Here is a 23,416-nt window from a genome sequence, read left to right as displayed (position 1 = left end):
CGGGACGTCGTGTCCCGGTTGTGAAGCTGTGGTCAGGCGGCGGGCAGACTCACCCGGATGCAGCAACCCTCGACCGTGTCGAGAACCTCGATGTGGCCGTCGTGGAGATCCACCGCCCAACGGGCGATGGCGAGGCCGAGGCCCGTCCCGCCGTCGGTGGAGCCGCCGCGGGTGAACCGCTCGAACACCCGGGACCGCTCGCCGGGTGCGATACCGGGCCCGTCGTCCTCCACCTCGAGGACCACGCCGCCGGCATCCGGCCGGGCACGGACCACCACCTCGGTGCGGGCGGGGCCGTGCCGGAAAGCATTGTCCACCAGGTTCGCCACCACCTGGTGCAGTCGGGCGGTGTCCGCGTCGGCGCGCAGGTGCGGCGGCTGAACGTCGACGGTCACCCGCCGGGGGTCCTCCGACTGCCGCACCACGTCGTCGAGGAACTCGCGGACCGGAAAGATCTCCCGCTCGAGTTGCACCGCACCGCCTTCCACCCTCGACAGGTCCAGCAACTCGGCGACGAGGCGGCCGAGCCGCTCGGTCTGATCGAGCGCGACCCGCATCCGGGCGGGGTCGGGCGCCTCCACCCCGTCGACGACGTTCTCGAGCAGTGCCTGCAGAGCGGAGATCGGGGTGCGCAGTTCGTGCGAGACGTTGCCGATCAGTTCGCGTCGATACCGGTCGGCGGCCTCGAGATCCTCCGCCATCTGGTTGAACGCGCGGGCCAGTTCCCCGATCTCGTCGCGCGACGTCGACCGCACCCGGCGCGAATAGTCGCCGGTCGCCATCGCCCGGGCGGCGGCCGTCATCGACCGCAGCGGAGACGTCATGCCGTGCGCGAGGATCTGCGTCACGGCCAGCGACACCAGCAACGCCAGGACGAGCGCGTACCGGAACGGCCAGCGAGCAGTCACCCAGAACATCAGCGACGCGAAGAACAGCGCCGCCACGACGAGAAGACCCGTCTTCACCTTGAACGATCGCAGCGGATCGAGAGGTCGGGGCATCCTGTCCAGGATCCGGCCCGCGGTCACCGCTGCACGTCCAGTGCGTAGCCGACACCGTGCACGGTGCGGATCAGGTCGCCGCCGAGTTTCCGGCGCAGCGCCTTCACATGACTGTCGACGGTCCGGCTACCTGCCCCGTCGCCCCACCCCCACACCTCGGCGAGGAGCGCTTCCCGGGCAATCGCCGCCCGCGGACGAGAGGCGAAATATGCGAGCAGGTCGAATTCGGTTCGTGTCAGGTGAATTTCGTCGGCTCCGCGCCGGACGCGACGCTCGACGAGGTCCACCTCGAGGTCGCCGACCGCTAGTCCGCCCGGTTCGGCAGGCGCGGTCTCGTGGGCGCGATCGGCCCGTCGCAGCAGCGCGTGCACCCGCGCCACCAGCACCCGCATGCTGAACGGTTTGCTCAGGTAGTCGTCGGCGCCCACGCCGAGACCGATCAGCATGTCCGTCTCGTCGGCGCGCGCGGTGAGCATCAGCACCGGAACGGGCCGCGACGCCTGGACGCGCCGGCAGACCTCGAGACCGTCGAAACCCGGCAGCATCACGTCCAGCACCAGCACGTCGGGCGACGAGGCCTCGCACACCGCGACCGCGGCAGGACCGTCCGACGCCGTCACGACGTCGAAGCCCTCCGCACGCAACCGCGCCGCGACCGCCTCGCAGATCGTCGCCTCGTCGTCGACGACGAGCACTCTTCGCTGGCTCATTCCCCGACTGTATTGCGCGCACGTGCGGATCCCGGGCAGAGCCTGTGAAGATTCTGTGCAGGTTTGCCGGCGTATCCACCGCGGGGTGGTGGATCAGCACCCTGGGGTGCCTGTCGAACGCCTCGGCCGCGGCGCAAGGTTGATCTATCAGCCCAGCTGGGAACCGCGAACTCACCGGAGGCACCCCATCGTCCACACCGCAACCCGCATCGCGATCGGCGCAACCGCCGCCCTCACGTTCTCCCTCGCCGGAGCCGCAGCGATCGTTCTTGCCGGTGGACACACCGAGGGGGCTCCCACCCCGAGCCAGGAAAGGAGCATCTCGCAGCAACCGGCGCCGGCACTCGCGACGCCCCCGAGCCGGATCGTCGTCGCGGACCCCGGCCATTCGGTGGAATCCGTGAATCCGGTGGAACCGTGGAACCCCGTCGAACCGGTCAATCCTGTCGAACCCGTCAATCCTGTCGAACCCGGGAACCCCGCGTACCCCGGCTACTCGACCGAGACCGAAGCGGCCGCACCGGGACCGGAGGTCGTGCCGCCGGCACCGCCCGTCTACCAGGAGCCGGTCGTGGTTCACCCGCCCGTCGTCGCCGATCCTCCCGTCGTAGAAGATCCGCCGGTCGTCGCCGATCCGCCCGTGGTGGACCCCGTTCTCCCGCCGAAGGGTCCGTTCGACGGACCGGGCCAGGTCGAACCGGGCGTGCTCGATCCCGAAACCAATCCGTTCCCCGTCGGTGGCGGCCCGAAGCCCGCCCCGCCCGTGGTCCCGCAGGCACCCGGCGGAGTCGGCCCCGTCGGCGGCGGAACCGTCGTCAGTCCCTGATCACCGGAGGTTGTTCACACCATGTCCCCCATCAAGACCCGCATCGCGATCGGCGCAGGCGCGGCGTTCGTCCTCTCCGTCGTCGGCGCGGCCGGGATCGCCGTGGCCGGCGGGACCGCGCCTCCGGTCGCCGACGTGAATGTCACCGAACAGCAGCGTGACGTGGACACGGAGTCCACACCCCTCCCGGTCTTCACTCCCCCGGCGCTGAACACCCCCACGCAGGAATCGCCCGGATCATTCGACACCGCGGCGGTGGACCCCTTCAACCCGGCGCCCTGGCGGTATTAGGACTCCACCTCGACGTCTTCGGGTGACTTGTCGTCCCTGAGCCCACGCCAGCTGGGGTGCCGCAGTCTTCGCGAGCCGGTCCAATCCATGAACCGCACCTCCGCGACGAGGGTGGGGGTCACCCACACGGCCCCCTTGCGGTCGGCGGTGGGCAGGTCTTCGACGAACGGGCTGGTGTCGGTTTCGAGCGGTCCCAGAATGGATGCGAGTTCCTGCAGATCCCGTTCGGTGAACCCGGTTCCGACGCGTCCGATGTAGCGCAGGCCGTCGTTCTCGGGGACGCCGAGCAGCACCGAACCGATGCCGCTGGACCGCCCGCCCTGACCGCGGCGCCACCCGCCGATCACGGCTTCCTGTGTGCGCCAGTTCTTCACCTTGATCCAGCTCGACCCCCGCTTGCCCGGCAGGTACACGGATTCGCGGCGTTTGGCCACCACACCTTCCCACCCCTTGCCGCGGCTCTCGTCCAGGGCTTCCTGCGCGGACCCGTGCAGTTGCGGCGGCACGTCCAGGCCGTCCACCTTGGCCGCCAGCGCCTCGAGGACGCGTCGCCGATCGGTGTACTTCTTGCGCAGCAACGACACTCCGTCGAGGTACAGCACGTCGAACGCGAGGAAGTGCGGCTCGTTGCCTTGTTGCAGCAGACCGAAGTTCGCGACACCCCGCTCGTCGAACGCGACCACTTCGCCGTCGAGGACCACCTCGTGGTCTTCGAGAGAATCTGCCAGCCAACCCAATTGCGCGTAGTCCCCGGTCTTGTCGTTGCCCGCGCGGCTCGTCATCCTCAGCTCGCCGCCACTGACCTCGGCGATCACCCTGATGCCGTCCCACTTCCCCTCGAAAGCCCACTCGCCGGCGTCGAGGCCGTCGAGGGTGCCGGGGCTCGCGAGCATCGGCGACAACCCGCGCGGCAGTTCCGACGACCGCGACCCGCCCGGCGTCTGGTCCTTCATCAGGTGCATCAGCCACTGGTCGCCCTTCGTGCGGATCAGCGCGAACCGGCCGTCCACCTGCTCACCGTGCAACTGGATGATCACCTCGTCGTCCCGCCACTTCTCGGTGTCGTACGTGCCCGTGTCCCAGATGGTCATCTGACCGCCCCCGTACTCGCCCTTCGGGATGCTCCCGGAGAACGTGAGGTATTCGAGCGGATGGTCCTCGGTGTGCACGGCCAGGCGATTCTCCCCCGTCGTCGTCGGCACGTTCTTCGGCACCGCCCACGACACGAGAACCCCGTCCCGTTCCAGTCGCAGGTCGTAGTGGAGCCGCCGCGCGTGATGTTCCTGGATGACGAAGCTGTTTCCGTTCCCCGGCTGCACCGTGTGCGGCATCGGCTCGGGTGTCCGTCCGGGATCACGCTTGCGGCGGTACTCGGCGAGGGCGGCGGCGTCCTCGAGCGGCGGATCGAGTCCGGCGAGCAGATCGCCGTCCGACTCCCACCGTTCGAGCACTTCCTCGAACCTCAGCTGTCGGAGGTCGGGGTCGTCGAGTTCGTCCCAGCTGCGCGGCGCCGCGACGTACGGCTGGGAGCGCCCGCGCAGCGAATACGGGGCGATGGTGGTCTTGGACGGATTGTTCTGGCTCCAGTCGACGAACACCTTGCCGGCGCGCACGGCCTTGGCCATGGTGGCGGTGACGAGGTCGGGGCGCAGTTTCTCCAGTCCCGTCGCCACCTGCTTCGCGACGGTCGACGCGCCCGAACCGTCCAGCTTCCGGTCGAGCGGCACGTACAGGTGAATACCCTTGCTGCCGCTGGTGACCGGGTACGCGGTCCAGCCGAGGTTCGCGACCAGGTCGCGCACGGCCCGTGCCGCCTCCGCGCATTGGGCGAGACCCACACCGGGTCCGGGGTCGAGGTCGAAGACGATGCGGGTCGCCGGACCCCGATGCAACCCGTCGAACCGCCACTGCGGCACGTGCAGTTCGAGTGCGGCCTGCTGTCCCGCCCACACGAGGGCCGCAACCGAGTTCAGAAGCGGGTAGTGCACGGAACGATCCGAGTGCTCGAGTGCGCGGCGCTCCAGCCACCCCGGTGCGGAGGCCGCGAGGTTCTTCTCGAAGAACGGCTCGCTGTCCACCCCGTTGGGCCAGCGTTTTCGGGTGGCGGGACGGTCCACGACGTGCGGCAGCATGGCCGGCGCGATCCGCGAGTAGTAGTCGATCACCTCGCCCTTCGCGGTGCCCGACTCCGGGTAGAGGACCTTGCCGAGGTTGGTCAGGGACAGGCGATGCCCGTCGACCGTCAGTTGCCGAGTTCCCGCTGTGGCCACGCGTTCCTCCCTCCGCCAATACATACATATTGTGCGCCGCGCGGCCGCTTCGCTGGCCGGATCGCCACCCGCCAGGCAAGATAGCGGGGTGCACCGAGGTCCCAAGACAGCCGCCGCCGCTATATCCGCTGCACTGACATTGCTCGCCGGATCCTGCTCCACCGACACAACGGCGCAGGTCGACTCGCAGGCCGAGGCGTCGACGATTCCCGAAGCGTTCACCAAACTTCCGTCCACCCGGGCGGTCGGCGACTGCGCCCCCGGCAGCGGCGTCACCGCACAGAACGGCGTCGTCACCGTCGCCACCGACAGCCCGTCGTACCGGCCGTGGTTCGTCGACGGCGACCCGTCCAACGGCAAGGGCTACGAGGGCGCCGTGGCGCGGGAAGTGGTCGAAAAGCTGGGATACGGTCCGGACCAGGTGCACTTCGAGACCGTCGACTTCAACGACGCACTGGCGGCCGGCGAGAAGGATTTCGACTTCGCCATCGACCAGTTCACGATCGTCGACACCCGGCGTGAGACGGTCGATTTCAGTTCGCCGTATTACGCCGTCACGCAGTCGGTGCTGGCGCTGAAGAACTCTCCCGCGGCGCGCGCCAAGTCGCTGGCCGACCTCGCGCCGTTCCGCCTCGGCGCGCAGGTGGGGTCCACGAGTTTCGACGCCATCGCGCAGACGGTGCAGCCCCGCCAGGCACCGGTCAGTTTCGCCACCACCGACGACGCCAAGGCCGCCCTGGCCGCAGGCGACATCGACGCGCTGGTGGTGGACATCCCGACCGGGTTTCAGATCACCGCCAACGAGGTGAAGGACAGCGTCCTCGTCGGGCAGTTCCCGCGCCCGAACGCCGTCACCGAATTCTTCGGTCTCGTGCTGGAGAAGAACAGTCCGCTCACGGCGTGCGTCTCCGCGGCCGTCGATTCCCTCTACGCCGACGGAACGCTGGACGCCCTTGCCGCCGAGTGGATCACCGACACCGGCGGCGCGCACGTCCTCGATTGATCAGGCGTACAACTCGACGAACGTCTGCAGGGACTTCTCGATGTCGCCCTTCAGCGCCTTCGCGACACCCGAGCCGATCGGGCCGAAGAGGGGTGCGCCACCCAGTTCGATGGTGAACGCCACCTCGGAGGCGTCGCCCTTCGCCTTGACGTCGAGCACCAGTCCGAGCTTCACGCCGCCCTTGCCGTCACCCTTCAGAACGATGCGGTGAGGGGCGTCGTACTCCTTGATCGTCCACTTCACGCGATTGCGGAGGCCCTTGACCGTGACGACGGAACTGATCTCGGTTCCGGCACTGAGGGTCTCGGGCAGTTCGCCGCGCCAGCCGTCGTGGACCACGAACCACTTGTCGAAGTCCCGCAGATTCGAGGCCTTGTCCCAGGTGTCCTGTGGGCTGAGGGGAACGTCGGTCTTGACCGTGAGTTTCGCCATTGGGGCAGCCTAACGGCCCGTGAGTACTTGTTAACGGCGGGCGGTTAACAAGTACTCACGAGCCGAAGGCATTAATGGGAGACAGCCTTCTCCACACCGACACCGGTGAGCGAGCGGACCTCCATCTCGGCCTGCTTGGCGGGATCCTCCGCCTTGCCGCGACCGAGGTAGGTGCCGACGATGCCGAGCACGAACGCCAGCGGGATGGAGACGATGCCCGGGTTGGCGAGCGGGAAGAAGTCGAAGTCGGCGGTCGGGAACATCGACGACGGCTTACCGGACACGGCCGGGGAGAACACGATCAGCAGGAGGCAGCTGATGAGGCCGCCGTAGATGCTGAACAGGGCGCCGGTGGTGTTGAACTTCTTCCAGAACAGCGAGTACAGCAGCGTCGGCAGGTTGGCGGAGGCGGCCACCGCGAAGGCGAGCGCCACCAGGAACGCGATGTTCTGGCCCATGGCGAGGATGCCGAGGACGATCGACACGAGGCCGATCACGACGACCGTGATCCGGGAGACCCGAACCTGGGACTCCTCCGACGCATGTCCGCGCTTGATGACGCTGGCGTAAATGTCGTGGGCGAACGACGCGGACGCCGTGATCGCCAGCCCCGCCACCACGGCGAGGATGGTCGCGAACGCCACCGCGGAGATGATCGCGAGGAAGATGGTGCCGCCCAGTTCGAATGCGAGCAGCGGTGCCGCCGCGTTCTCCTTGCCGGGTGCGGCGAGGATGACGTCGGGGCCGACCATCTTGGCGGCGCCGTAGCCGAGGACGAGCGTGAACAGGTAGAACGCGCCGATCAGTCCGATCGCCCAAGTCACCGAGCGGCGGGCTTCCTTGGCGGTGGGGACGGTGTAGAACCGCATCAGCACGTGCGGCAGGCCGGCGGTGCCGAGGACCAGGGCGATGCCGAGCGAGATGAAGTCGAGCTTGCTCATCGAACTGATGCCGTATTTGGCGCCGGGAGCGAGGATGTCGCGACCTGCGATCGCCTCGTTCGTGGAGCCGGCGACCGTCGCCTGGGCGTCGGCGAGCAGCTGGGAGAAGTTGCCGCGCACCGCGAACAGGACGAGGAAGAACATGACGCCTGCGCCCGCGACCAGCAGCACCGCCTTGACCATCTGCACGTAGGTGGTGCCCTTCATGCCACCGACCAGCACGTAGACGATCATCAGCACACCGACGACCGCGACGACGATTGCCTGACCGGCCTTGCCGTCGATGTTCAGCAGCAGCGCGACGAGCCCGCCCGCGCCCGCCATCTGCGCGAGTAGGTAGAACAGCGAGACCACCAGTGTGGACAGCGCCGCCGCCATCCGTACCGGACGCTGCTTGAGCCGGAAGCTCAGCACGTCCGCCATCGTGAACCGGCCGGTGTTGCGCAGCAGTTCCGCGACCAGCAGCAGCGCCACCAGCCAGGCGACGAGGAAGCCGACGGAGTACAGGAAGCCGTCGTAGCCGTACACCGCGATGGCGCCGGCGATGCCCAGGAACGACGCCGCCGACAGGTAGTCGCCCGCGATGGCGAAACCGTTCTGCGGTCCGGAGAACTGGCCGCCGCCGGTGTAGAAGTCCGAGGCCTTCTTCGTGGTGCGGCTCGCGCGGATCACGATGGTCATCGTGATCACGACGAACGCCACGAAGATGGCGATGTTGAGGAGCGGGTTGCCGACGTCGGTGGCTGCGGCGAGTGTGGTGATCACTGGAGCGGTCCTTCCAGCTCTTCGCGGATCGCGGCGGAGCGGGGATCGAGTTCCCGGTTGGCGAATTTGACGTACAGCGCGGTGATCACGAACGTGGTCACGAATTGGCCGAGACCGAGGATGATGCCCAGGTTGACGTTGCCGATCACCTTGGTGGCCATGAACTCGGGTGCGTACGTGGCGAGCAGGACGTAGGCCGCGTACCAGGCGAGGAAGAATGCCGTCATCGGGAAGACGAAACTGCGCAGGCGGTGTCGCAACTCCTGGAACTCCGGGCTCGCCTGCATGTCTACGAAGGCTTGCGCATCAGGGGTGCGCCGCTTCTGCGGTGCGCCCTCACTGAGGTCGGCTGTGGTCACTGCAGACTCCTTGGTCGTGTGAAGTGAACTGAGTGCCGACGTTAGTGAGAGGTGAGTCACAGAAACAGGCTGTGGCGGCTGTCACACGGCGAGCTGCCGGACTGTGCGGCGAGCGGTCACCCGACCGCGACAAGCGGCTCCGCCACCCGTGCGTGAGAAAGGAGTGCAGGGACTCATTAACCACTCACGGGGAGCGGAGCTCCCCCTCGCGGTCGGAGCCCACATCGAGCCGCTCGGGGGCGTGCATACGGGTGAAGATCCGGCTGAGGTCGACGGGGATGTGACGCTTCGTCGCCTTGCTGACCAGCACCATCGTGGCGAAGGCCAATGGAACGCTGACGGCCGCCGGGTAGGCGACCATCGCCGCGGGCCAGCCGTTCCAGACGTCGACGGTGAGGCCGCCGAACACGGACACCCCGGCCGCGCACCCGGCGACGAGTCCGCCCGTCACCATCCCGGCACCGGCCCCGACTGCGGTGAGTCCACGCCACCAGATGCCGAGGACGAGCAGCGGGCAGAGGGTCGACGCCGCGACCGCGAACACCAGCCCCACGGTGCGCGACAGGTCCAGCGACGTCACCGCGAGCGACAGCGCGAGCGGCACAGCCCCGGCGAGGACGGCGGCGATCCGGAAGTCCCGGATCCGGCCGCGCAGCACGTCGGTGCTGAGCACCCCGGCGATGCTGACGAGCAGGCCGGACGACGTGGACAGGAACGCGGCGATCGCCCCGGACGCGACGAGTGCGGCGAGGAGTTGCCCGGCCCACCCGGAGAAGACGGAGCCGGGCAGCAGCAGGACCGCGGCGTCGGATGTGCCGGTGATGAGCAGTTGCGGCACGTACAGCCGCGCGAACACCCCGAGCAGCGTCGGGAACAGGTAGAACACGCCGAGCAACCCGACCACGGCCAGCGACGTCAGGCGGGCGGCCCGGCCGTCGGGGTTGGTGTAGAACCGGACCAGCACGTGCGGCAGCCCGAGGGTGCCTAGGAAGGTGGCGAGGATCAGCGAGTACACCTGGTACATGGGGTGTTCGCCGCCGAATCCCCAGCCGGGGGCGATCCAGTCGGAGTTGTCGGCGGGTGCGCCGGCGACCACGGGTACGGGCGCCCCGGCTTCGAGGGTCATCGTCGTGCCCTCCCCGAGGTGGTGTTCGCCCGGTTCGAGCCGGACGTCACCGGTCGCCTCGACGCCGTCGATGGTCCCCGACCCGCCGACCGTCACCGGTTCGGACACCTGCACGACGACGTCGGTGGTGATGTCGACGGTGGTCTGCTCGCCGACGGTGGGCGGTGCGGCGGCGCCCAGTTCGTGGTGATCGTTGAAGAAGTACACCGACAGCACGAGCGCCGGGATCGCGACCGCGGTGAGTTTCAGCCAGTACTGGAACGCCTGGACGAACGTGATGGACCGCATGCCGCCGCCGACGACGTTGGCGATGACGATGACCCCGACGACGGCGGCCCCGACCCAGCTGGGCACGCCGAGCAGGATGTTCAGGGTCAGTCCTGCACCCTGGAATTGCGGGACGAGGTACAGGGCGCAGACGGCGGCGACGACGAGCATCGCGAGGGTGCGGAGCCGGCGGGACCCGAGCCGGAACTCGGCGAAGTCGGGCACCGTGTAGGCGCCGGACCGTCGCAGCGGTGCGGCGACGAACAGCAGCAGCCCGAGGTAGCCGGCGGTGAACCCGATCGGGTACCAGAGGGCATCCGCGCCGTATTTCGCGATCAGGCCTGCGACGCCGAGAAAGGATGCGGCGGACAGGTACTCGCCGGAGATGGCGGCGGCGTTCCACCGCGGTCCGACGCTGCGGGACGCGACGAGGAAGTCGGAGGTGGTGCGCGCCAACCGCACTCCGTAGATGCCGATGGCCACCGTCGCGACCGCGGCGGCCGCGAGACCTGCCAGGGTCAGCCAGGGAATGGGTTGGTCGGTGGGCACGGGACGCTCAGTCGTCGACCAGGTCGGTGAATTCCTGCTCGTTGCGCTCGGCCTGCCGCACGTAGATCCAGCCCGTGGTCAGGAGCACCGGGTACACGAGCGCGCCGAGGACCACCCACGGCAGCCGGATTCCCAGCACCGACACGTTCGACAACGCCGGGAACAGGAACATCACGAGCGGCACCGCGCACAGCAGGCACGCCGCGAGGAGCGCCAGCCGGATCGCGAGCACGAGTTGGGTGCGGACGAGCCCGCGGATCATCGCGTCCCCGACCGCGGTCTGTTCCTGCACCTCGACGCGGGTGCGGACGATGCGCGCACCGCGACGCTGGGCGAGGACGACCCGCACCCGCTCGGGCGAACTCATCGCGCCGTCCACGTCTGTTTCGGCGCCCGCACCAGCCGGTCCTTGAGCATCCGGGTGTGTCTGCGGCTGACCGGCAGTTCGACCGGCGGGTGGTCGCCGTGCGCGCGAAGGCACACGACCAGTCCGGTCCCGACGGTCCGGATCCCGGTGACCCGCGGCAGCGCGACGAGGTACGAGCGGTGCACCCGCAGGAACCCGGCGTCCGCCCACCGCGTCTCCAGCGCCGAGATGGGGATGCGGACGAGGTGCGAACCGTCCGCGGTGTGCAGGCGCGCGTAGTCGCCGTCCGCTTCGACCCATTCGACGGAGGACCGGTGCACGAGGGTCGTGATGCCGCCGAGTTCGACGGGGATCACCTCGTCGGTGGGGGCGGGAGGCCCGGCGTCGACGCGCCTGCGGCGCCCCTCGACGATGCGGCGCACGGACTCTGCCAGCCGCTCCTCGCGCAGCGGTTTGAGGAGGTAGTCCACGGCGCCGAGGTCGAAGGCGGCGACGGCCCGGTCGTCGTGGGCGGTCACGAACACCACCTGCGGTGGGGACGCGAAGTTCGCGAGGATCCCGGCCAGCTCGAGACCGTCGAGTCCGGGCATGTTGATGTCGAGGAAGACGGCGTCGATGTCGCCGTCCCGGAGGATGCGCAACGCGGTGGTGGCGTCGCCGGCGGTCCGGATGTCGCCGACGGCGTCCTGGGCGCGCAGCAGGAACGCCAGCTCGTCGAGGGCGGGTTTCTCGTCGTCGACGGCCAGCACGGTGAGGGGTCCGTCCGGAGACCTGTCGTCAGTGTGGTTCACAACGACAGCAATCGTCGCACGGACGCTTCCCGCTCACGTCGAGATCCCCCGCCGGAACTTCGGGACGCGCATGCTCACCTTGGTGCCCGCGCCGGGCGCGGTCTCCACCACCAGTCCGTAGTCGTTGCCGAACGCGGCGCGCAGACGGTCGTCGACGTTAGCGAGCCCGACGTGCGCCGCCTCCTTGACCCCGGAGGACTCGGCCACCGCGTCCAGCGACCCCGACCGCAGCAGTTCCGGGTCCATGCCGACGCCGTCGTCCTCGACGCTGATCACGCAGTCGGTGCCCTCGTCGGCGGCGACGATGCTCACGGTGCCGCCGGCCGGTTTGGCGGCGATGCCGTGCCGCACCGCGTTCTCGACCAGCGGTTGCAGCGCGAGGAACGGCAGCACCACGTTCAGCACCTCGGGTGCCACCTGCAATTTCACGGCGAGGGCGTCACCGAACCGGGCACGTTCGAGGGTGAGGTACCGGTCGATGTTCCGCAGTTCGTCGGCCAGCTGGGTGAACTCCCCCGCCGACCGGAACGAGTACCGGGTGAAGTCGGCGAACTCGAGGATCAGTTCCCGGGCGCGGTCGGGGTCGGTGCGGACGAACGACGCCACCGTGTTCAGCGCGTTGTAGATGAAATGGGGGCTGATCTGCGCGCGCAGCGCCCGCACCTCGGCGCGGTCGAGGCGGGCGCGGGACGCGTCGAGGTCGGCGAGTTCGATCTGGCTGCACGCATACCGGGCGACCTCGGTGACGGCGCCGAGCATGCCCGGTCCGGGGTCTTCGGTGGTGACGATGCCGAGCACACCGACCACTCCGGTGGCCTCGATGAGCAGCGGCTGGGCGATCAGCGCCCGGACGGCGTTGTCGCCCGCACCCCGGACGAGGCCGCCGTAGGCGACGAGCACCCGGCGTTCCCCGTCGACCGCGCGGGCCGCCGCGTCGCGGAGTTGTTCGGTCATCGCCTCGTGCGGTCCACTCCAGGCGAGCAGGTCGCCGGCGGCGTCGAAGACGCCCAGCGCCTGCGCCCCGGTCAGCTGACGCAGATGCGGCGCGGCCTCGTCCGCCGACGTCTCGTCGAGGCCCCGCCGCAACGGGCGGGCCGCCAGCGACGCGGTGTGCAGGGTCGTGTGGACGGCCCGCTCGGTGGGGGTCGTCAACTCGCGCCGGGCGCGCAGCCACACGGCGGTGAACGTGACGAGGGGAACGAGGACGAGCAACGCCACCACGGCGACGACGGATCCCGTCATTCGCCGGTGTCCAGTCGGGCGATCAGGGTCTTCGGGGCGACGGCGCGGTACGCGTCCTCGACGATGTCGGCGACGTCGTCCCAGTCCTGCGGGACGTCGAGGTACACCCCGATCCATCCGCGGCCCCCGACGTACGGCGGGACGAAGAACCGGCCGGGGTCGCGGTGCACCCAATCCTGTTGCGCGCCCAGCGGGGCCGCGGCCCAGAACGACACCCGGTCGTCGTGGTGCCGGTCGGCGAGGGTCGCGAACTGCGGTGCCTTGCGGACGAACCACGCCGGTTCGCCGTGACTGACCCGCTCCGTTGCCTCGGGCAGCGCGAGGCACAGCGCCCGCAGCCGCTCGAGATCGGCTTTCTTCACGGCGTTCCCCCCTCGGCGCACGTGTCCGGCGCGGGCACGCCGGCAAAGCGGTCGGCGATCCACTGCACCGCCCCGGGGACCGATCGCCCGTCCGCGTGGCCCTCCCCGGGCCGGGTGTCGAACTCGACGACGTCGCCGAGCGTGCACGCGTTGTCGACGGCCTGCGAAGTCCATTGCGGCAGAATGAGGTTGTCCCGATCCCCCACCACGACGAGCATCGGCCCGCCCGCACCGGTCTTCGGCAGCGCGATGTCCTGCAGCCACCCGCGCATGCGCTCGGCGTCGGCCGCCGTCCGCGGGCCCGTGTCGGCCGGGGTGAGCTGGGTCGCCACCGTCCACTTCTCCTGGAGTTTCGCGGCGACGCAGGACAGCGTGACGTCGGGGCTGGCGGCGAGGGCGCCGCGCATGTAGTCGTCCGGATTCAGCTCCGGGTGGATCACCCGCAGTCCCTCGAGGAGGTACGGCAGAAACATCTTCTGCGGCAACGACAGTGGTTCGACGGTCCCGTCGGCGACGATCCCCGACAGGTCGGCAGCGGGTGACAGGTTCGCCGCGCCGACGAATTCGAGGCCGTCGCCGTAGTCGCCGGCGTGCTCGGCCGCGGACCACGACGCCTGCCCGCCCTGCGACACTCCGATCGCCGCCCAGCGCGTCGACGCGTCCGGCACCACGTTGCGCGCCGCCCGGACCGCGTCGATCAGGTCGTAGGCGGCGGTGTCCGGTTCGAGGTAAGGGTGCGGGCCGTCGGTGCCGAGGCCTTGATAGTCGGTGACGGTCACGACGTAGCCGCGCTGCAGCAGCGGACGGACGAGGTTCGTGGTGCCCAGCAGGGTCGGCGAGGACGAGGGGGCGCACTCGTCGGTGACGCCCGTGGTGCCGTGCCCGACCGTCACGACGGGCCTGCCACCGTCCGGTGCGGGACCGCCGGGAGTGAAGACCGTGCCCACCACCTCCGCGCCGCCGCCGTCGACGCCGGACGTCGACTGGTAGACGACGCGGGTGGCCGTGGCGCCGAGCGCGGTGATCGCCGGATCGATGTCGGGCACCGGCTGCTGACTGATCAACGCGCCCCGCTGGTCGCCCGTCGGCGCCGGGGGAACGGACGGAGAAGCAGGTGCGGCCACCGACGTCGTGGGGGCGGGGCCGGGGAGGCCGCGTCCGTGGCGCAGGCGGTCAGCGTCAGGGGAACGGTCAGAGCCAGGGCACCGGCCAGCGCGACCACGGCGGTTCGCACCGGACGCACACCCACCTCGCACCTCATTCGCGACGTCTCCGCACCCGCTCCTCGGCTGCGGCCTCCTCCACATCGAGGCCTTCCAACACGCTACGCATCACTTCGTCGTCGAGTGTGCCCGCATCGCGGGCGGCGATCAGCGCCTCCCGCTGCGCGCGCAGGGCGGCGCGGCGGTAGTGGTCGAACAGTGCGCCTGCCCGCTGCTTCTCGGCGGCGTCCTCCGCTTCCTCGGCCTGCAGGCGGGCCCGCATCGACCGCCGCACCCGGTCGAGGATGTCGGTGACCGCCGCGCGGTCGACTCCCGCGGGCGGGTTCGCGGCGAATTCGACCAGCGCCCGTTCGCCCGCGTCACGTGAGATCGCGCGGGCCAGCGTCACCTGTTCCTCCTCACGCCTGCGTTCGTCGGGATCCGCAAGATCGAGGGTCCGGATCAGCAGCGGCATGGTGGCGCCCTGGATCAGCAGGGTGCCGACGGCCACGACGAACGCGATCGCCTGGATCACCTCGCGTCCCGGGAACGGCTGCCCGCTCGCGATCACCACGGGCACACCGGACGCGGCGGCGAGCGTGACCACCCCGCGCATTCCCGCCCAGGACACGACGACGCTCTCCCGCCACCCCAGTTCCACCGAGCCGCCCGGCGCTGTGATCGCCAGCCCGAGCCGGCGGCGGAGCCAGTGCAGCAGGATCCACGCCGGCCGTATCGCCATGACCACGGCGAGGACAGCGAAGCCGTAGAAGAAGACGTGGTGCACCGGTAGGCCCTGGTCGCGGACGTCGTCGATGACGAACTTCAGTTGCAGTCCCATGTAGGCGAACACGAACATCTCGAGCAGGAGGTCGACGCTCTCCCACAGCGACCGCTCCTGAATTCGGGTGGCCACGGAGGCGTCGGTGGCCTTGTGCCCCATCAAGAACCCCGCGGCGACCACCGACAGCACACCGGACGCGTGTACCTCCTCGGCGACGAGATACGCGACGAACGGGAGCATCAGCCCCAGCACCGTTTCCAGCGGTGAGTCGTACATGCGATGACGTACCCACTCGACGGTCTTCGCGAGTACCAGTCCGATGAGCACCCCGCCGACCACTTCGTAGCCGAAGAACACCACGGGAGGGACCGGGATCGTCGCCCCGACGACGGCGGAGACGGCGATGGTGAACAGGGTCAGCGCGGTCGCGTCGTTGACGAGTCCCTCGCCGGTGAGGATCGCAATCACCCGGTTCGGCAGGCCGAGCCTGCGGCCGACTGCGACGGCGCTGACCGCGTCCGTCGGCGCGACCACGGCGCCGAGGACCAGCGCCGCGCCGAGCGTGAATTCGGGAACCAGCCAGTTGGCGAAGAACGCAACCCCCACCGCAGTCGCCAGGACGGTGAAGATCCCCAGCCGCAGAATCGGTGCGAGGTGGCGCCGGAACGTGGCCACCGAGAATTTGAGGGCCGCGGAGTACAGCAGCGGCGGCAGCACCACCCCGAGGATGGCCTCCGGGTCCAGTTCGAGGCGCGGCATCCCGGGGATGAACGACGCCACCGACCCGATGGTGACGAGGACGAGCGGCGCCTGCAGATCGCGGCGCTTCGCGAAACTCGTCACGGCGATGGCCGCGATGATGACGAGGAGCACGAGGACGCCGTTCACGACACCGATTCTGCCGCGCCCGCCCGCGATGCGCGGGTCATCGCCGAAGACACGTGCGGGCCCCGGTCCGAGAACCGGGGCCCGCACGGTGTGTCTGGGAAGGGTTCACTCCTTCGGGGGAACAGCCTTCTTCGCCGCGTCGGCGGCCTTGTCGATCTGGTTGCTGTACTTGCCCCCGGTCTTGCTGTCCGCGACGTCGGCGGCCTTGTCGATGGCGCCGTGAACCTTGTCCGCGTTCTGCGAAGCGGCTTCCTTCCCCTTGCCCAGCAGGCCCTTCAGTGTGTCGACGAAACTCATCGTTCTTCCTCCTTGTGCATGCGCACGCAGTGTCCGCGCGAGTTCGATCACCCGCCGTGCACCCAGTCTCACAGCATTGACTCGGCGACGCCAACCGTTCGGATCGTCGCGAGCGGTACTCCGGTCAGTGCACGCCCGGAAGATCTTCCGGGGCCGCGAAGAGGCGGCGGTGCTCACCGTGCAGCCTGCCCGTGACCCACCATCCGATTTCGACGAGAACCACTCCCACGAGCCCGCACACGAGAGCGGAGGTGGTGGCGGCGACGTTGGTCGGATCGAGTTTGAAGAACTCCCGCGTGAACGGCAACGCGAACAGGATGAGGTATCCCGCTACGGATCCGAAGATCAGCACCAGCTTCCACCACACGTACGGCCGGGCGACGACGGCCAGCACCCACAGGGCGATCATGATGAGGGTGATGAGCGCCGACGTGCCTGCCTGAATCTTCTGCGTCTCCGTCTGATTCGGGCCCGCGTACACGAGGAGATACGAAATGAACGTCGTGACACCGATGATCACACCGGACGGCACGGCGAGACGCATCACACGCGGCACGAACCCGGAGCGCGCCCGTTCGTTGTTCGGGGCCAGCGACAGGATGAACGCGGGAATGCCGATGGTGAACCAGGCGGCGATCGTCACGTGCCGCGGCAGGAACGGATACGGCACCGGCTCGAAATGGAAGATCTGCGACAGCACACCGGTGATTCCGATGAGGAACGCCAGCAGCACCGAGTACACGGTCTTGGTGAGGAACAGGTTCGAGACGCGTTCGATGTTGCCGATCACCCGGCGGCCCTCGCCCACCACGTACGGCAGGGTGGCGAATTTGTTGTCCAGCAACACGATCTGCGCGACCGCGCGGGTGGCGGGGCTGCCGGAGCCCATCGACACGCCGATGTCGGCGTCCTTGAGAGCCAGCACGTCGTTGACGCCGTCGCCCGTCATCGCGACGGTGTGACCGCGAGACTGCAGCGCCCCCACCATCTCCCGCTTCTGGTCGGGGCGGACCCGGCCGAACGTCGTGGCCGTTTCCAGGGTCTCGGCGAGGGCGTCCCGGTCGGCGGGCAGTTCGCGGGCGTCGACGGGACGGTCGCCGCCGGGCAGCCCGAGCGATCCGGCCACGGCGCCGACCGACACGGCGTTGTCACCGGAGATGACCTTCACGGTGACGTTCTGGCTCGCGAAGTACTCGAGGGTGCCCCGGGCGTCGGGGCGCACCCGCTGTTCCAGGATCACCAGCGCGCGCGGCGTGATCGCACCCGGCGCCGCGGGGTGGTCGACCGGGACGTCGCAACTGCCGAGCAGGAGCACCCGCAGTCCCGAGGAGCCGACTTCCTCGGCCTGCCGGGCCATGTCGCTGCCGGTGTCGAGCAGCACGTCGGGTGCGCCGAGGACCCAGTTGCCGTGGGCCCCGTAGGACTGGCCGCTCCACTTCTTGGCCGAGGAGAACGGGGCCTCCGCGGTGGCGTCGCCCCAGCCGGGGGCGTCGGGGAAGGCTTCCGCGATCGCGAGGACGCTGGCGTTCGGCCGGGGGTCGGACGCTGCCATCGCGGCAAGTGCCGCCCGGGATGGTTCGGCGTCGGACGGGTCGGTGCAGCGCAGTTCGGACAGCCGCATGCCGTTCTCGGTGAGGGTGCCGGTCTTGTCGGCGCACACCACGTCGACGCGGGCGAGGCCTTCGATGGCGGGCAACTCCTGCACGAGGCACTGCCGCTGACCGAGCCGGATCACCCCGACCGCGAACGCGATCGACGTCATCAGCACCAGGCCCTCGGGCACCATCGGCACCAGCGCGGCCACCATCCCGTTGAGTGCGGGGCGGATCGATTCGCCGCTCGAGAACAACTGGTTGTAGATGATCAGCAGACCCGCCGGAATCATCAGGTAGGTGATGAATTTCAGGATCTTGTCGATGCCGCTGCGCAACTCCGAGTGCACGAGCGTGAACTTGCTGGCCTCGTCCGCGAGTTTCGCGGCGTACGCGTCGCTTCCGACCTTCGTGGCCCGGTAACAGCCGCTGCCCGACGCGACGAAACTGCCCGACAGCACCTGCTGGCCCACGTCCTTGTGCACGGGGTCGGCCTCGCCGGTGAGGAGGGATTCGTCGATGTCGAGGGTCGCCGCCTCCACCACGACCCCGTCGACGACGATCTGGTCGCCGGCACCGAGTTCGATGATGTCGTCGAGTACGACCTCCCGGGGTGCCATCGCGACGGCGAGGCCGTCGCGGCGCACCACCGGTTTGGTCTGGCTGACGATCGCCAGCTTGTCGAGGGTCCGCTTGGCCCGCACTTCCTGGATGATGCCGATCCCGCTGTTGGCGATGATCAGCAGGCCGAACATGCCGTCGACGATCGAACCGGTGGCCAGCACGATGATCAGCAGCACCCCGAGGATCGCGTTGATCCGGGTGAACACGTTGGCGCGCACGATGTCGCGTACCGACCGGCTGGCCCGATCCGGGACGTCGTTGGTCTTGCCGGCCGCCACCCGCTCCGCCACCTGGGCGGCCGTCAGCCCCTCCACGGCGACGACTGCAACGCTGTCGGTGCCCGTTTCGTCGTATGCCATGGTCAAAGGCTACGCAACGGCGGTCGGCTCCGAGGGGATGCGCGCCGGACTCAGCCGAGTGCGGTCCACCACGGGGTCTGGGCGGCCGGTTTCAGTGCGTCGACGCGCTGTCCGGGCATCGGCACGGCCACCGGGGTGCCCGCCTCCTGCGCGGCCGCGAGCAGCCGGACGATCGGCTCGGACCACGTGTGGAACGCGAGGTTGAACGTGGCCCAGTGCACCGGCACCAGCAGTCCACGGGTCGCGTCGCCGGCGTTGAGGTCGGCGTGGGTCTGCACCGCCTCCTCGGGGTTCATGTGGATGTCCGCCCACCTGGTGTCGTAGGCGCCGACGGGCAGCAGTGTGAGGTCGAACGGTCCGTAGCGGCGGCCCAGGTCGGCGAACCGCGTCGTGTATCCGCTGTCGCCGCCGAAGAACACCTTCCGGCTCGGGCCTGCGAGCACCCACGACGCCCATTGGGTGGTGTTGCGCACGAGGCCCCGGCCGGAGAAGTGCCGGGCCTCGGTGCACGTGAGGGTGAGTTCGCCGAGTGTCGTCGACTCGTCCCAGTCGAGTTCCACGATCCGCTCCTCCGGCACCCGCCACTGACGCAGGTGCGCACCGAGCCCGACCGGTACGACGAACGGCGCCTTCTGGGTGGCGGCGAGTTGCTGCACGGTGGCCATGTCGAGGTGGTCGTAGTGGTCGTGCGAGATGACGATCGCGTCGAGGACGGGCAGGTCGGCCAGCGGCACCGGGGTCGGGTGCATGCGGGACGGACCGAGGAGCGCGGACGGCGACACCCGCCGACTCCACACCGGATCGGCCAGCACCCGGTGGCCGTCGACCTCGACGAGCACACTCGAATGGCCGTACCAGGTGACCGCGACGTCGGCGGCCTCGACGGGCGCGAGCGGCGTCGCCAGCGGGATCGGCCTACGTGGGCGTCCCGCCTTGCCCCGCGTGATCAGCGCCTTGAGGATCCCGGTCTCCGAACCGGACAGCATCATGCTGCTCGGATCGGTGTTGTGGAACTGACGGTCGCGGTACCGCGGCGACGTCGCGGCGTACGGGCGCACCTTGGCACGCGACGCACCCATCTGGGACGGAAGCCCCCACGCGGCGCGCGTCAGCCACCCGAGGGCGGCGGTGGCCAGAACAGTCGTCACGGCGTTCTTCGCTTTCACCCCGACAACTGTAACCACGCGTGCGGAAAAGGTGCGGCCGACGGCTACTGACCGCGGAACACCGGGGGACGCTTCTCGGCGCGGGCGGCCCGCGCCTCCTGCGCGTCGTAGCTCTTCCACGCCGCATGCAACGCCGCGAGCTGCTCGGGCGGCGGCGGGCTCTGGGTGCCGTCGTCGTTGAGCACCATCTTGAGGTGTTGCAGCGACAGCGGCGCCAGGCGCGCGATCGAGTGCGCCCACTGCTGCGCGACGGCGAGGTCGCCGCGTTTGTTGGCGAGGCCGTGCGCCAGCGCCTCGTCGGCCCCGACCTCTTCCGCGCCGAGCAGGATCGTTCGTGCCGGTCCGCCGCCGATCAGGGCGGCCAGCCGGTGCACGGTCCAGCGGTCCACGGAGATCCCGAGCTTGGCGGCGGGGATCGCGAAGCGGGCCTCGGGTGCGACCACGCGCAGGTCCGCAGCGAGCGCCAGCTGGCTGCCCGCGCCGATCGCGGGACCGTTGATCGCGGCGATGACGGGGACGGGGACCGAGTCGATGGTGTGCAGCATCTCGAGCAGGGTGTCGGTGAACCCGTCGGCGTACACGTCGCCCGACAGGTCGGCGCCCGCGCAGAACGCGCTGCCCTGCCCTGTGAGGACGATCACCCGCGCGCCGTCGGTGACGGACTTCTCCGTCTCCTCGCGCAGCAGTTCGCAGATCTCGGTGTTCAACGCATTGCGACGGTCGGGTCGTTGCAGTTCGAGGGTGAAGACGTCGCCGTCACGACTCGTCCCGATCATGTCCACTCGCTTTCTTCGTGATTGCTGTCCACTGACGAATTCTCCCCTGCCCACCCGACTGGACGTCTGTCACCCAACCACAGCGGGATCGGCCGGAACACGCGAGCCTCTCCGGTAGTTGTGAGGGTGGAGGTGTGGACCGACATGAACAGTGAAGTGGACGTCGCCGTGATCGGCGCGGGGCAGGCGGGGCTGTCAGCTGCCTACTATCTGCGCAGGTTCGGGGTGGAACCGGAGTCCGGTTTCGTGGTGCTCGATCACGCACCGGGGCCCGGCGGCGCGTGGCAGTTCCGGTGGCCGTCCCTCACGCTGAGCACCGTCAACGGTGTCCACGACCTGCCCGGGCTCGGCTTCGCCGCGACGGTCGGCGTCGACCCGAACGACCCCGAGGCCGCGCTGGTGCACGCGTCGAGCGCGGTTCCCCAGTACTTCGCGACGTACGAGAAACAGTTCGAGTTGCCGGTGCACCGCCCCGTGCACACCCGGGTGGTGTGCGCCCGCGACGAGCGTCTGCGCATCGAGACCGACAGCGGCGTCGTGTCCGCCCGCGGCCTGATCAACGCGACGGGAACGTGGGAACGCCCCTTCATCCCTCGCTATCCCGGCGCGGAGTCGTTCACCGGCCGCCAGGTGCACACCAAGGACTACTCGTCGGCGCAGGACTTCGCGGGACAGCATGTTCTCGTCGTCGGCGGCGGCATCTCGGCGGTGCAGTTGCTGGACGAGATCTCCCGGGTCACCACCACGACGTGGGTGACGCGACGCCCGCCGGAGTTCCGGGACGAGCCGTTCACACAAGAGATCGGCCGGGCCGCCGTCGCTCTCGTCGAGAACCGGGTTCGCCGCGGGCTGCCGCCGGGTTCGGTGGTGTCGGTGACGGGACTGCCCGTGACGCCCGCGATCCGCGCCGCCCGCGAACGCGGGGTGCTGGCGCGGCAACCGATGTTCAGCGAGATCACCGAGGACGGCGTCCGCTGGGCCGACCGGCACGAGATGAAGGTCGATGTGATCCTGTGGTGCACGGGTTTTCGCAGTTCGCTCGATCACCTCGCACCGCTGCGGCTGCGCGAACCGGGCGGCGGCATCACGATGACGGGACGCCTCGCCACCCAGGTGGCGTCGGATCCGCGGATCCATCTCGTGGGCTACGGACCGTCGTCGTCGACGATCGGCGCGAACCGGGCCGGGCAGGCCGCGGCCCGCGAACTCACCCGCCACCTCGGGTTGCCGGCCCCTACCTGATCAGCGAGGCGACGAACGAGGCCTGGCCGGGTACGGCCTGGTACATACTGCCGACGTGGCCACCCGAATACACTCGGTAGTCGAGATTCGTTCCGGCCCCGCGCATCTCGGAGACGAGCTTCTCCGTCAGCGGCAGCGGCACCGACGCGTCGGTGACCCCCTGCACGAGCAGCAGGGGTCGGTCGTATCCCGCGACCGGGACCTCGAGGTATTCGCGCAGCGCGTCCTGCAGCGCGGGCACGTCGAGCGCCCGCGACAGCATCTGCGCCACCGACACGTTGCCGGTCATGGCCGCGAACTGCCGGAACGGCACTTCGGGAGCCGCGTCCACGAACTGCTTCCCGACCGGGGTCAGATAGCTGTCGACGTCCAGTTCCGGGTACGCGTCCCGGACCCCGGCGATCAGGTACGACATGTACACGGTGAGACCGGCGAGGCCCTGCGGCGGAAACGAGGGACCGCTCCAGTTCGACACCATCTCGATGTTCGAGGGCACCCCGTTGGCGACGGCCCCGCGGTAGTCGAGTTCCGGCGCGTACGACGTGGCGACGTGTGCGGCGAACACGGCGGCCTGACCGCCCTGGGACAGTCCGACGGCCATCCACGTGGAGGAGAGGTCGGCGTCGATGTCCCGGGCGGCGCGGACGGAGTCGACGACGCTACGGCCGGCGACCTTCCCGTCGAGGTAGGGCGGCACCCCGGGGGTGCCCAGGCCCACGTAGTCGGTGGCGGCCACGGCGTAGCCGAGTTGCAGCCAGCTGCTCACGTAGTCCGAGGATTGCGGGTCGACGCCCGTCACGGAGGGTGCGTCGGCGTCGGAGTCCCCCACCGTTCCGTGCGCCCACGCGATGACGGGCCATCCCCCGGCGGGCGGCGTCCCGGGCGGCACGAACACCATCCCGGTGCAGGGGGTGATGCCGTGCCGGTCGGTGGTCAGGTACGTCATCCGGTACGCACTTCCGGTTCCGCGGAGCCAGAGTTCGGCAGGCAACTCGGACGAGGCGACGACGGTGCCGGGGGACGATCCGGCCCGCAGAGGATCCGCACCGACAGTGGGTGCCCACAGCACGCTGACCAGTGCGAGCAACGCCACGATGCGCCACCACCTCCGCACCTCTCAACGGTAGCTGCGCGGGGGTGGCGCAGTACTGTGAATCGTCCACTCGCGGGGAAGTGGGACGCAC

22 protein-coding genes are annotated in these 23,416 nt (G+C 69.5%); 4 read left to right on the top strand and 18 right to left on the bottom strand.

The features are described 5' to 3' along the window. Positions 1–32: 32 nt before the first annotated feature. Positions 33–1,001, bottom strand: a complete 969-nt coding sequence (locus I1A62_RS35490) for a HAMP domain-containing sensor histidine kinase (protein ID WP_219456907.1) — start codon at positions 999–1,001, stop codon at positions 33–35. Positions 1,002–1,024: 23 nt separating this feature from the next. Continuing rightward, positions 1,025–1,711, bottom strand: coding sequence for a response regulator transcription factor (locus I1A62_RS35485; RefSeq protein ID WP_124395013.1), 687 nt, complete (start codon positions 1,709–1,711; stop codon positions 1,025–1,027). A gap of 106 nt (positions 1,712–1,817) precedes the next feature. Between I1A62_RS35485 and I1A62_RS35480 the strand changes: the two genes are divergently transcribed. Together I1A62_RS35480 and I1A62_RS35475 are read left to right on the top strand one after the other, a co-directional pair. Further along, positions 1,818–2,537, top strand: coding sequence for a hypothetical protein (locus tag I1A62_RS35480; RefSeq protein WP_257890615.1), 720 nt, complete (start codon positions 1,818–1,820; stop codon positions 2,535–2,537). A gap of 21 nt (positions 2,538–2,558) precedes the next feature. Next, positions 2,559–2,828: a hypothetical protein gene (locus I1A62_RS35475; protein WP_219456906.1), complete on the top strand. Its 270-nt coding sequence runs from the start codon at positions 2,559–2,561 to the stop codon at positions 2,826–2,828. On the opposite strand, the gene I1A62_RS35470 is transcribed toward I1A62_RS35475, so the two are convergent. Next, the gene (locus I1A62_RS35470) at positions 2,825–5,122 is read right to left on the bottom strand and encodes an ATP-dependent DNA ligase (protein ID WP_219456905.1); all 2,298 of its coding nucleotides are present in this window, start codon (positions 5,120–5,122) and stop codon (positions 2,825–2,827) included. The genes I1A62_RS35475 and I1A62_RS35470 overlap by 4 nt on opposite strands. A 64-nt stretch (positions 5,123–5,186) precedes the next feature. Between I1A62_RS35470 and I1A62_RS35465 the strand changes: the two genes are divergently transcribed. Continuing rightward, positions 5,187–6,101, top strand: coding sequence for a transporter substrate-binding domain-containing protein (locus I1A62_RS35465; RefSeq protein ID WP_219456904.1), 915 nt, complete (start codon positions 5,187–5,189; stop codon positions 6,099–6,101). Here the strand turns inward: I1A62_RS35465 and I1A62_RS35460 are convergent, their stop codons facing one another. The 14 genes from I1A62_RS35460 to I1A62_RS35395 all read right to left on the bottom strand — a co-directional run bounded on the left by I1A62_RS35460 (position 6,102) and on the right by I1A62_RS35395 (position 20,990). After that, a complete protein-coding gene (locus I1A62_RS35460) occupies positions 6,102–6,533 on the bottom strand; it encodes an SRPBCC family protein (RefSeq protein WP_219456903.1) in 432 nt (143 codons plus the stop codon). A 71-nt stretch (positions 6,534–6,604) separates the two neighbouring features. Continuing rightward, positions 6,605–8,239: a cation acetate symporter gene (locus I1A62_RS35455; protein WP_219456902.1), complete on the bottom strand. Its 1,635-nt coding sequence runs from the start codon at positions 8,237–8,239 to the stop codon at positions 6,605–6,607. Next, the gene (locus I1A62_RS35450) at positions 8,236–8,598 is read right to left on the bottom strand and encodes a DUF485 domain-containing protein (RefSeq protein WP_087556872.1); all 363 of its coding nucleotides are present in this window, start codon (positions 8,596–8,598) and stop codon (positions 8,236–8,238) included. Before I1A62_RS35450 ends, I1A62_RS35455 begins: the two co-directional genes overlap by 4 nt. A 184-nt stretch (positions 8,599–8,782) precedes the next feature. After that, positions 8,783–10,540 (bottom strand): cation acetate symporter, encoded by a 1,758-nt coding sequence (locus I1A62_RS35445; RefSeq protein ID WP_219456901.1) that lies wholly within the window; start codon positions 10,538–10,540, stop codon positions 8,783–8,785. 7 nt (positions 10,541–10,547) lie between these two features. Next, positions 10,548–10,907, bottom strand: a complete 360-nt coding sequence (locus I1A62_RS35440; protein WP_072944889.1) for a cofactor assembly of complex C subunit B — start codon at positions 10,905–10,907, stop codon at positions 10,548–10,550. After that, complete coding sequence (locus tag I1A62_RS35435) at positions 10,904–11,698, bottom strand: LytTR family DNA-binding domain-containing protein (RefSeq protein ID WP_219456900.1); 795 nt, start codon at positions 11,696–11,698, stop codon at positions 10,904–10,906. Before I1A62_RS35435 ends, I1A62_RS35440 begins: the two co-directional genes overlap by 4 nt. Positions 11,699–11,731: 33 nt before the next feature. Continuing rightward, on the bottom strand, positions 11,732–12,940 hold the full coding sequence (locus I1A62_RS35430; RefSeq protein ID WP_219456899.1) for a histidine kinase: 1,209 nt from the start codon (positions 12,938–12,940) through the stop codon (positions 11,732–11,734). Further along, positions 12,937–13,302 carry an MmcQ/YjbR family DNA-binding protein gene (locus tag I1A62_RS35425; protein WP_124395004.1) on the bottom strand — a complete coding sequence of 122 codons (366 nt, stop codon included), beginning with the start codon at positions 13,300–13,302 and terminating at the stop codon, positions 12,937–12,939. Before I1A62_RS35425 ends, I1A62_RS35430 begins: the two co-directional genes overlap by 4 nt. After that, positions 13,299–14,426 carry a lipase family protein gene (locus I1A62_RS35420; protein WP_257890614.1) on the bottom strand — a complete coding sequence of 376 codons (1,128 nt, stop codon included), beginning with the start codon at positions 14,424–14,426 and terminating at the stop codon, positions 13,299–13,301. The genes I1A62_RS35425 and I1A62_RS35420 overlap by 4 nt, the downstream gene beginning before the upstream one ends. A 133-nt stretch (positions 14,427–14,559) precedes the next feature. Further along, on the bottom strand, positions 14,560–16,176 hold the full coding sequence (locus I1A62_RS35415; protein ID WP_124395002.1) for a Na+/H+ antiporter: 1,617 nt from the start codon (positions 16,174–16,176) through the stop codon (positions 14,560–14,562). A 105-nt stretch (positions 16,177–16,281) separates the two neighbouring features. Next, the gene (locus tag I1A62_RS35410) at positions 16,282–16,473 is read right to left on the bottom strand and encodes an antitoxin (protein ID WP_124395001.1); all 192 of its coding nucleotides are present in this window, start codon (positions 16,471–16,473) and stop codon (positions 16,282–16,284) included. Between the two features lie 124 nt (positions 16,474–16,597). Then, entirely contained in the window at positions 16,598–19,048 is a 2,451-nt protein-coding gene (locus I1A62_RS35405) for an HAD-IC family P-type ATPase (protein WP_219456898.1), read from the bottom strand. Positions 19,049–19,098: 50 nt separating this feature from the next. Next, positions 19,099–20,214 carry an MBL fold metallo-hydrolase gene (locus I1A62_RS35400; protein WP_225858397.1) on the bottom strand — a complete coding sequence of 372 codons (1,116 nt, stop codon included), beginning with the start codon at positions 20,212–20,214 and terminating at the stop codon, positions 19,099–19,101. A gap of 44 nt (positions 20,215–20,258) precedes the next feature. After that, the gene (locus I1A62_RS35395) at positions 20,259–20,990 is read right to left on the bottom strand and encodes an enoyl-CoA hydratase (RefSeq protein ID WP_005244016.1); all 732 of its coding nucleotides are present in this window, start codon (positions 20,988–20,990) and stop codon (positions 20,259–20,261) included. Positions 20,991–21,134: 144 nt separating this feature from the next. On the opposite strand from I1A62_RS35395, the gene I1A62_RS35390 reads away from it, so the two are divergent. Further along, positions 21,135–22,232, top strand: a complete 1,098-nt coding sequence (locus I1A62_RS35390) for an NAD(P)-binding domain-containing protein (RefSeq protein WP_219456897.1) — start codon at positions 21,135–21,137, stop codon at positions 22,230–22,232. Here the strand turns inward: I1A62_RS35390 and I1A62_RS35385 are convergent. After that, positions 22,225–23,325 (bottom strand): lipase family protein, encoded by a 1,101-nt coding sequence (locus I1A62_RS35385; protein WP_219456896.1) that lies wholly within the window; start codon positions 23,323–23,325, stop codon positions 22,225–22,227. The genes I1A62_RS35390 and I1A62_RS35385 overlap by 8 nt on opposite strands. Positions 23,326–23,416: the final 91 nt, after the last annotated feature.

The sequence above is a fragment of the Rhodococcus sp. USK10 genome (assembly GCF_019378875.1).
Taxonomy (GTDB): domain Bacteria; phylum Actinomycetota; class Actinomycetes; order Mycobacteriales; family Mycobacteriaceae; genus Rhodococcus_F; species Rhodococcus_F pseudokoreensis.
Note: the sequence above shows the minus strand (reverse complement) of the source record. Positions and strands in the feature narration are given on the sequence as shown.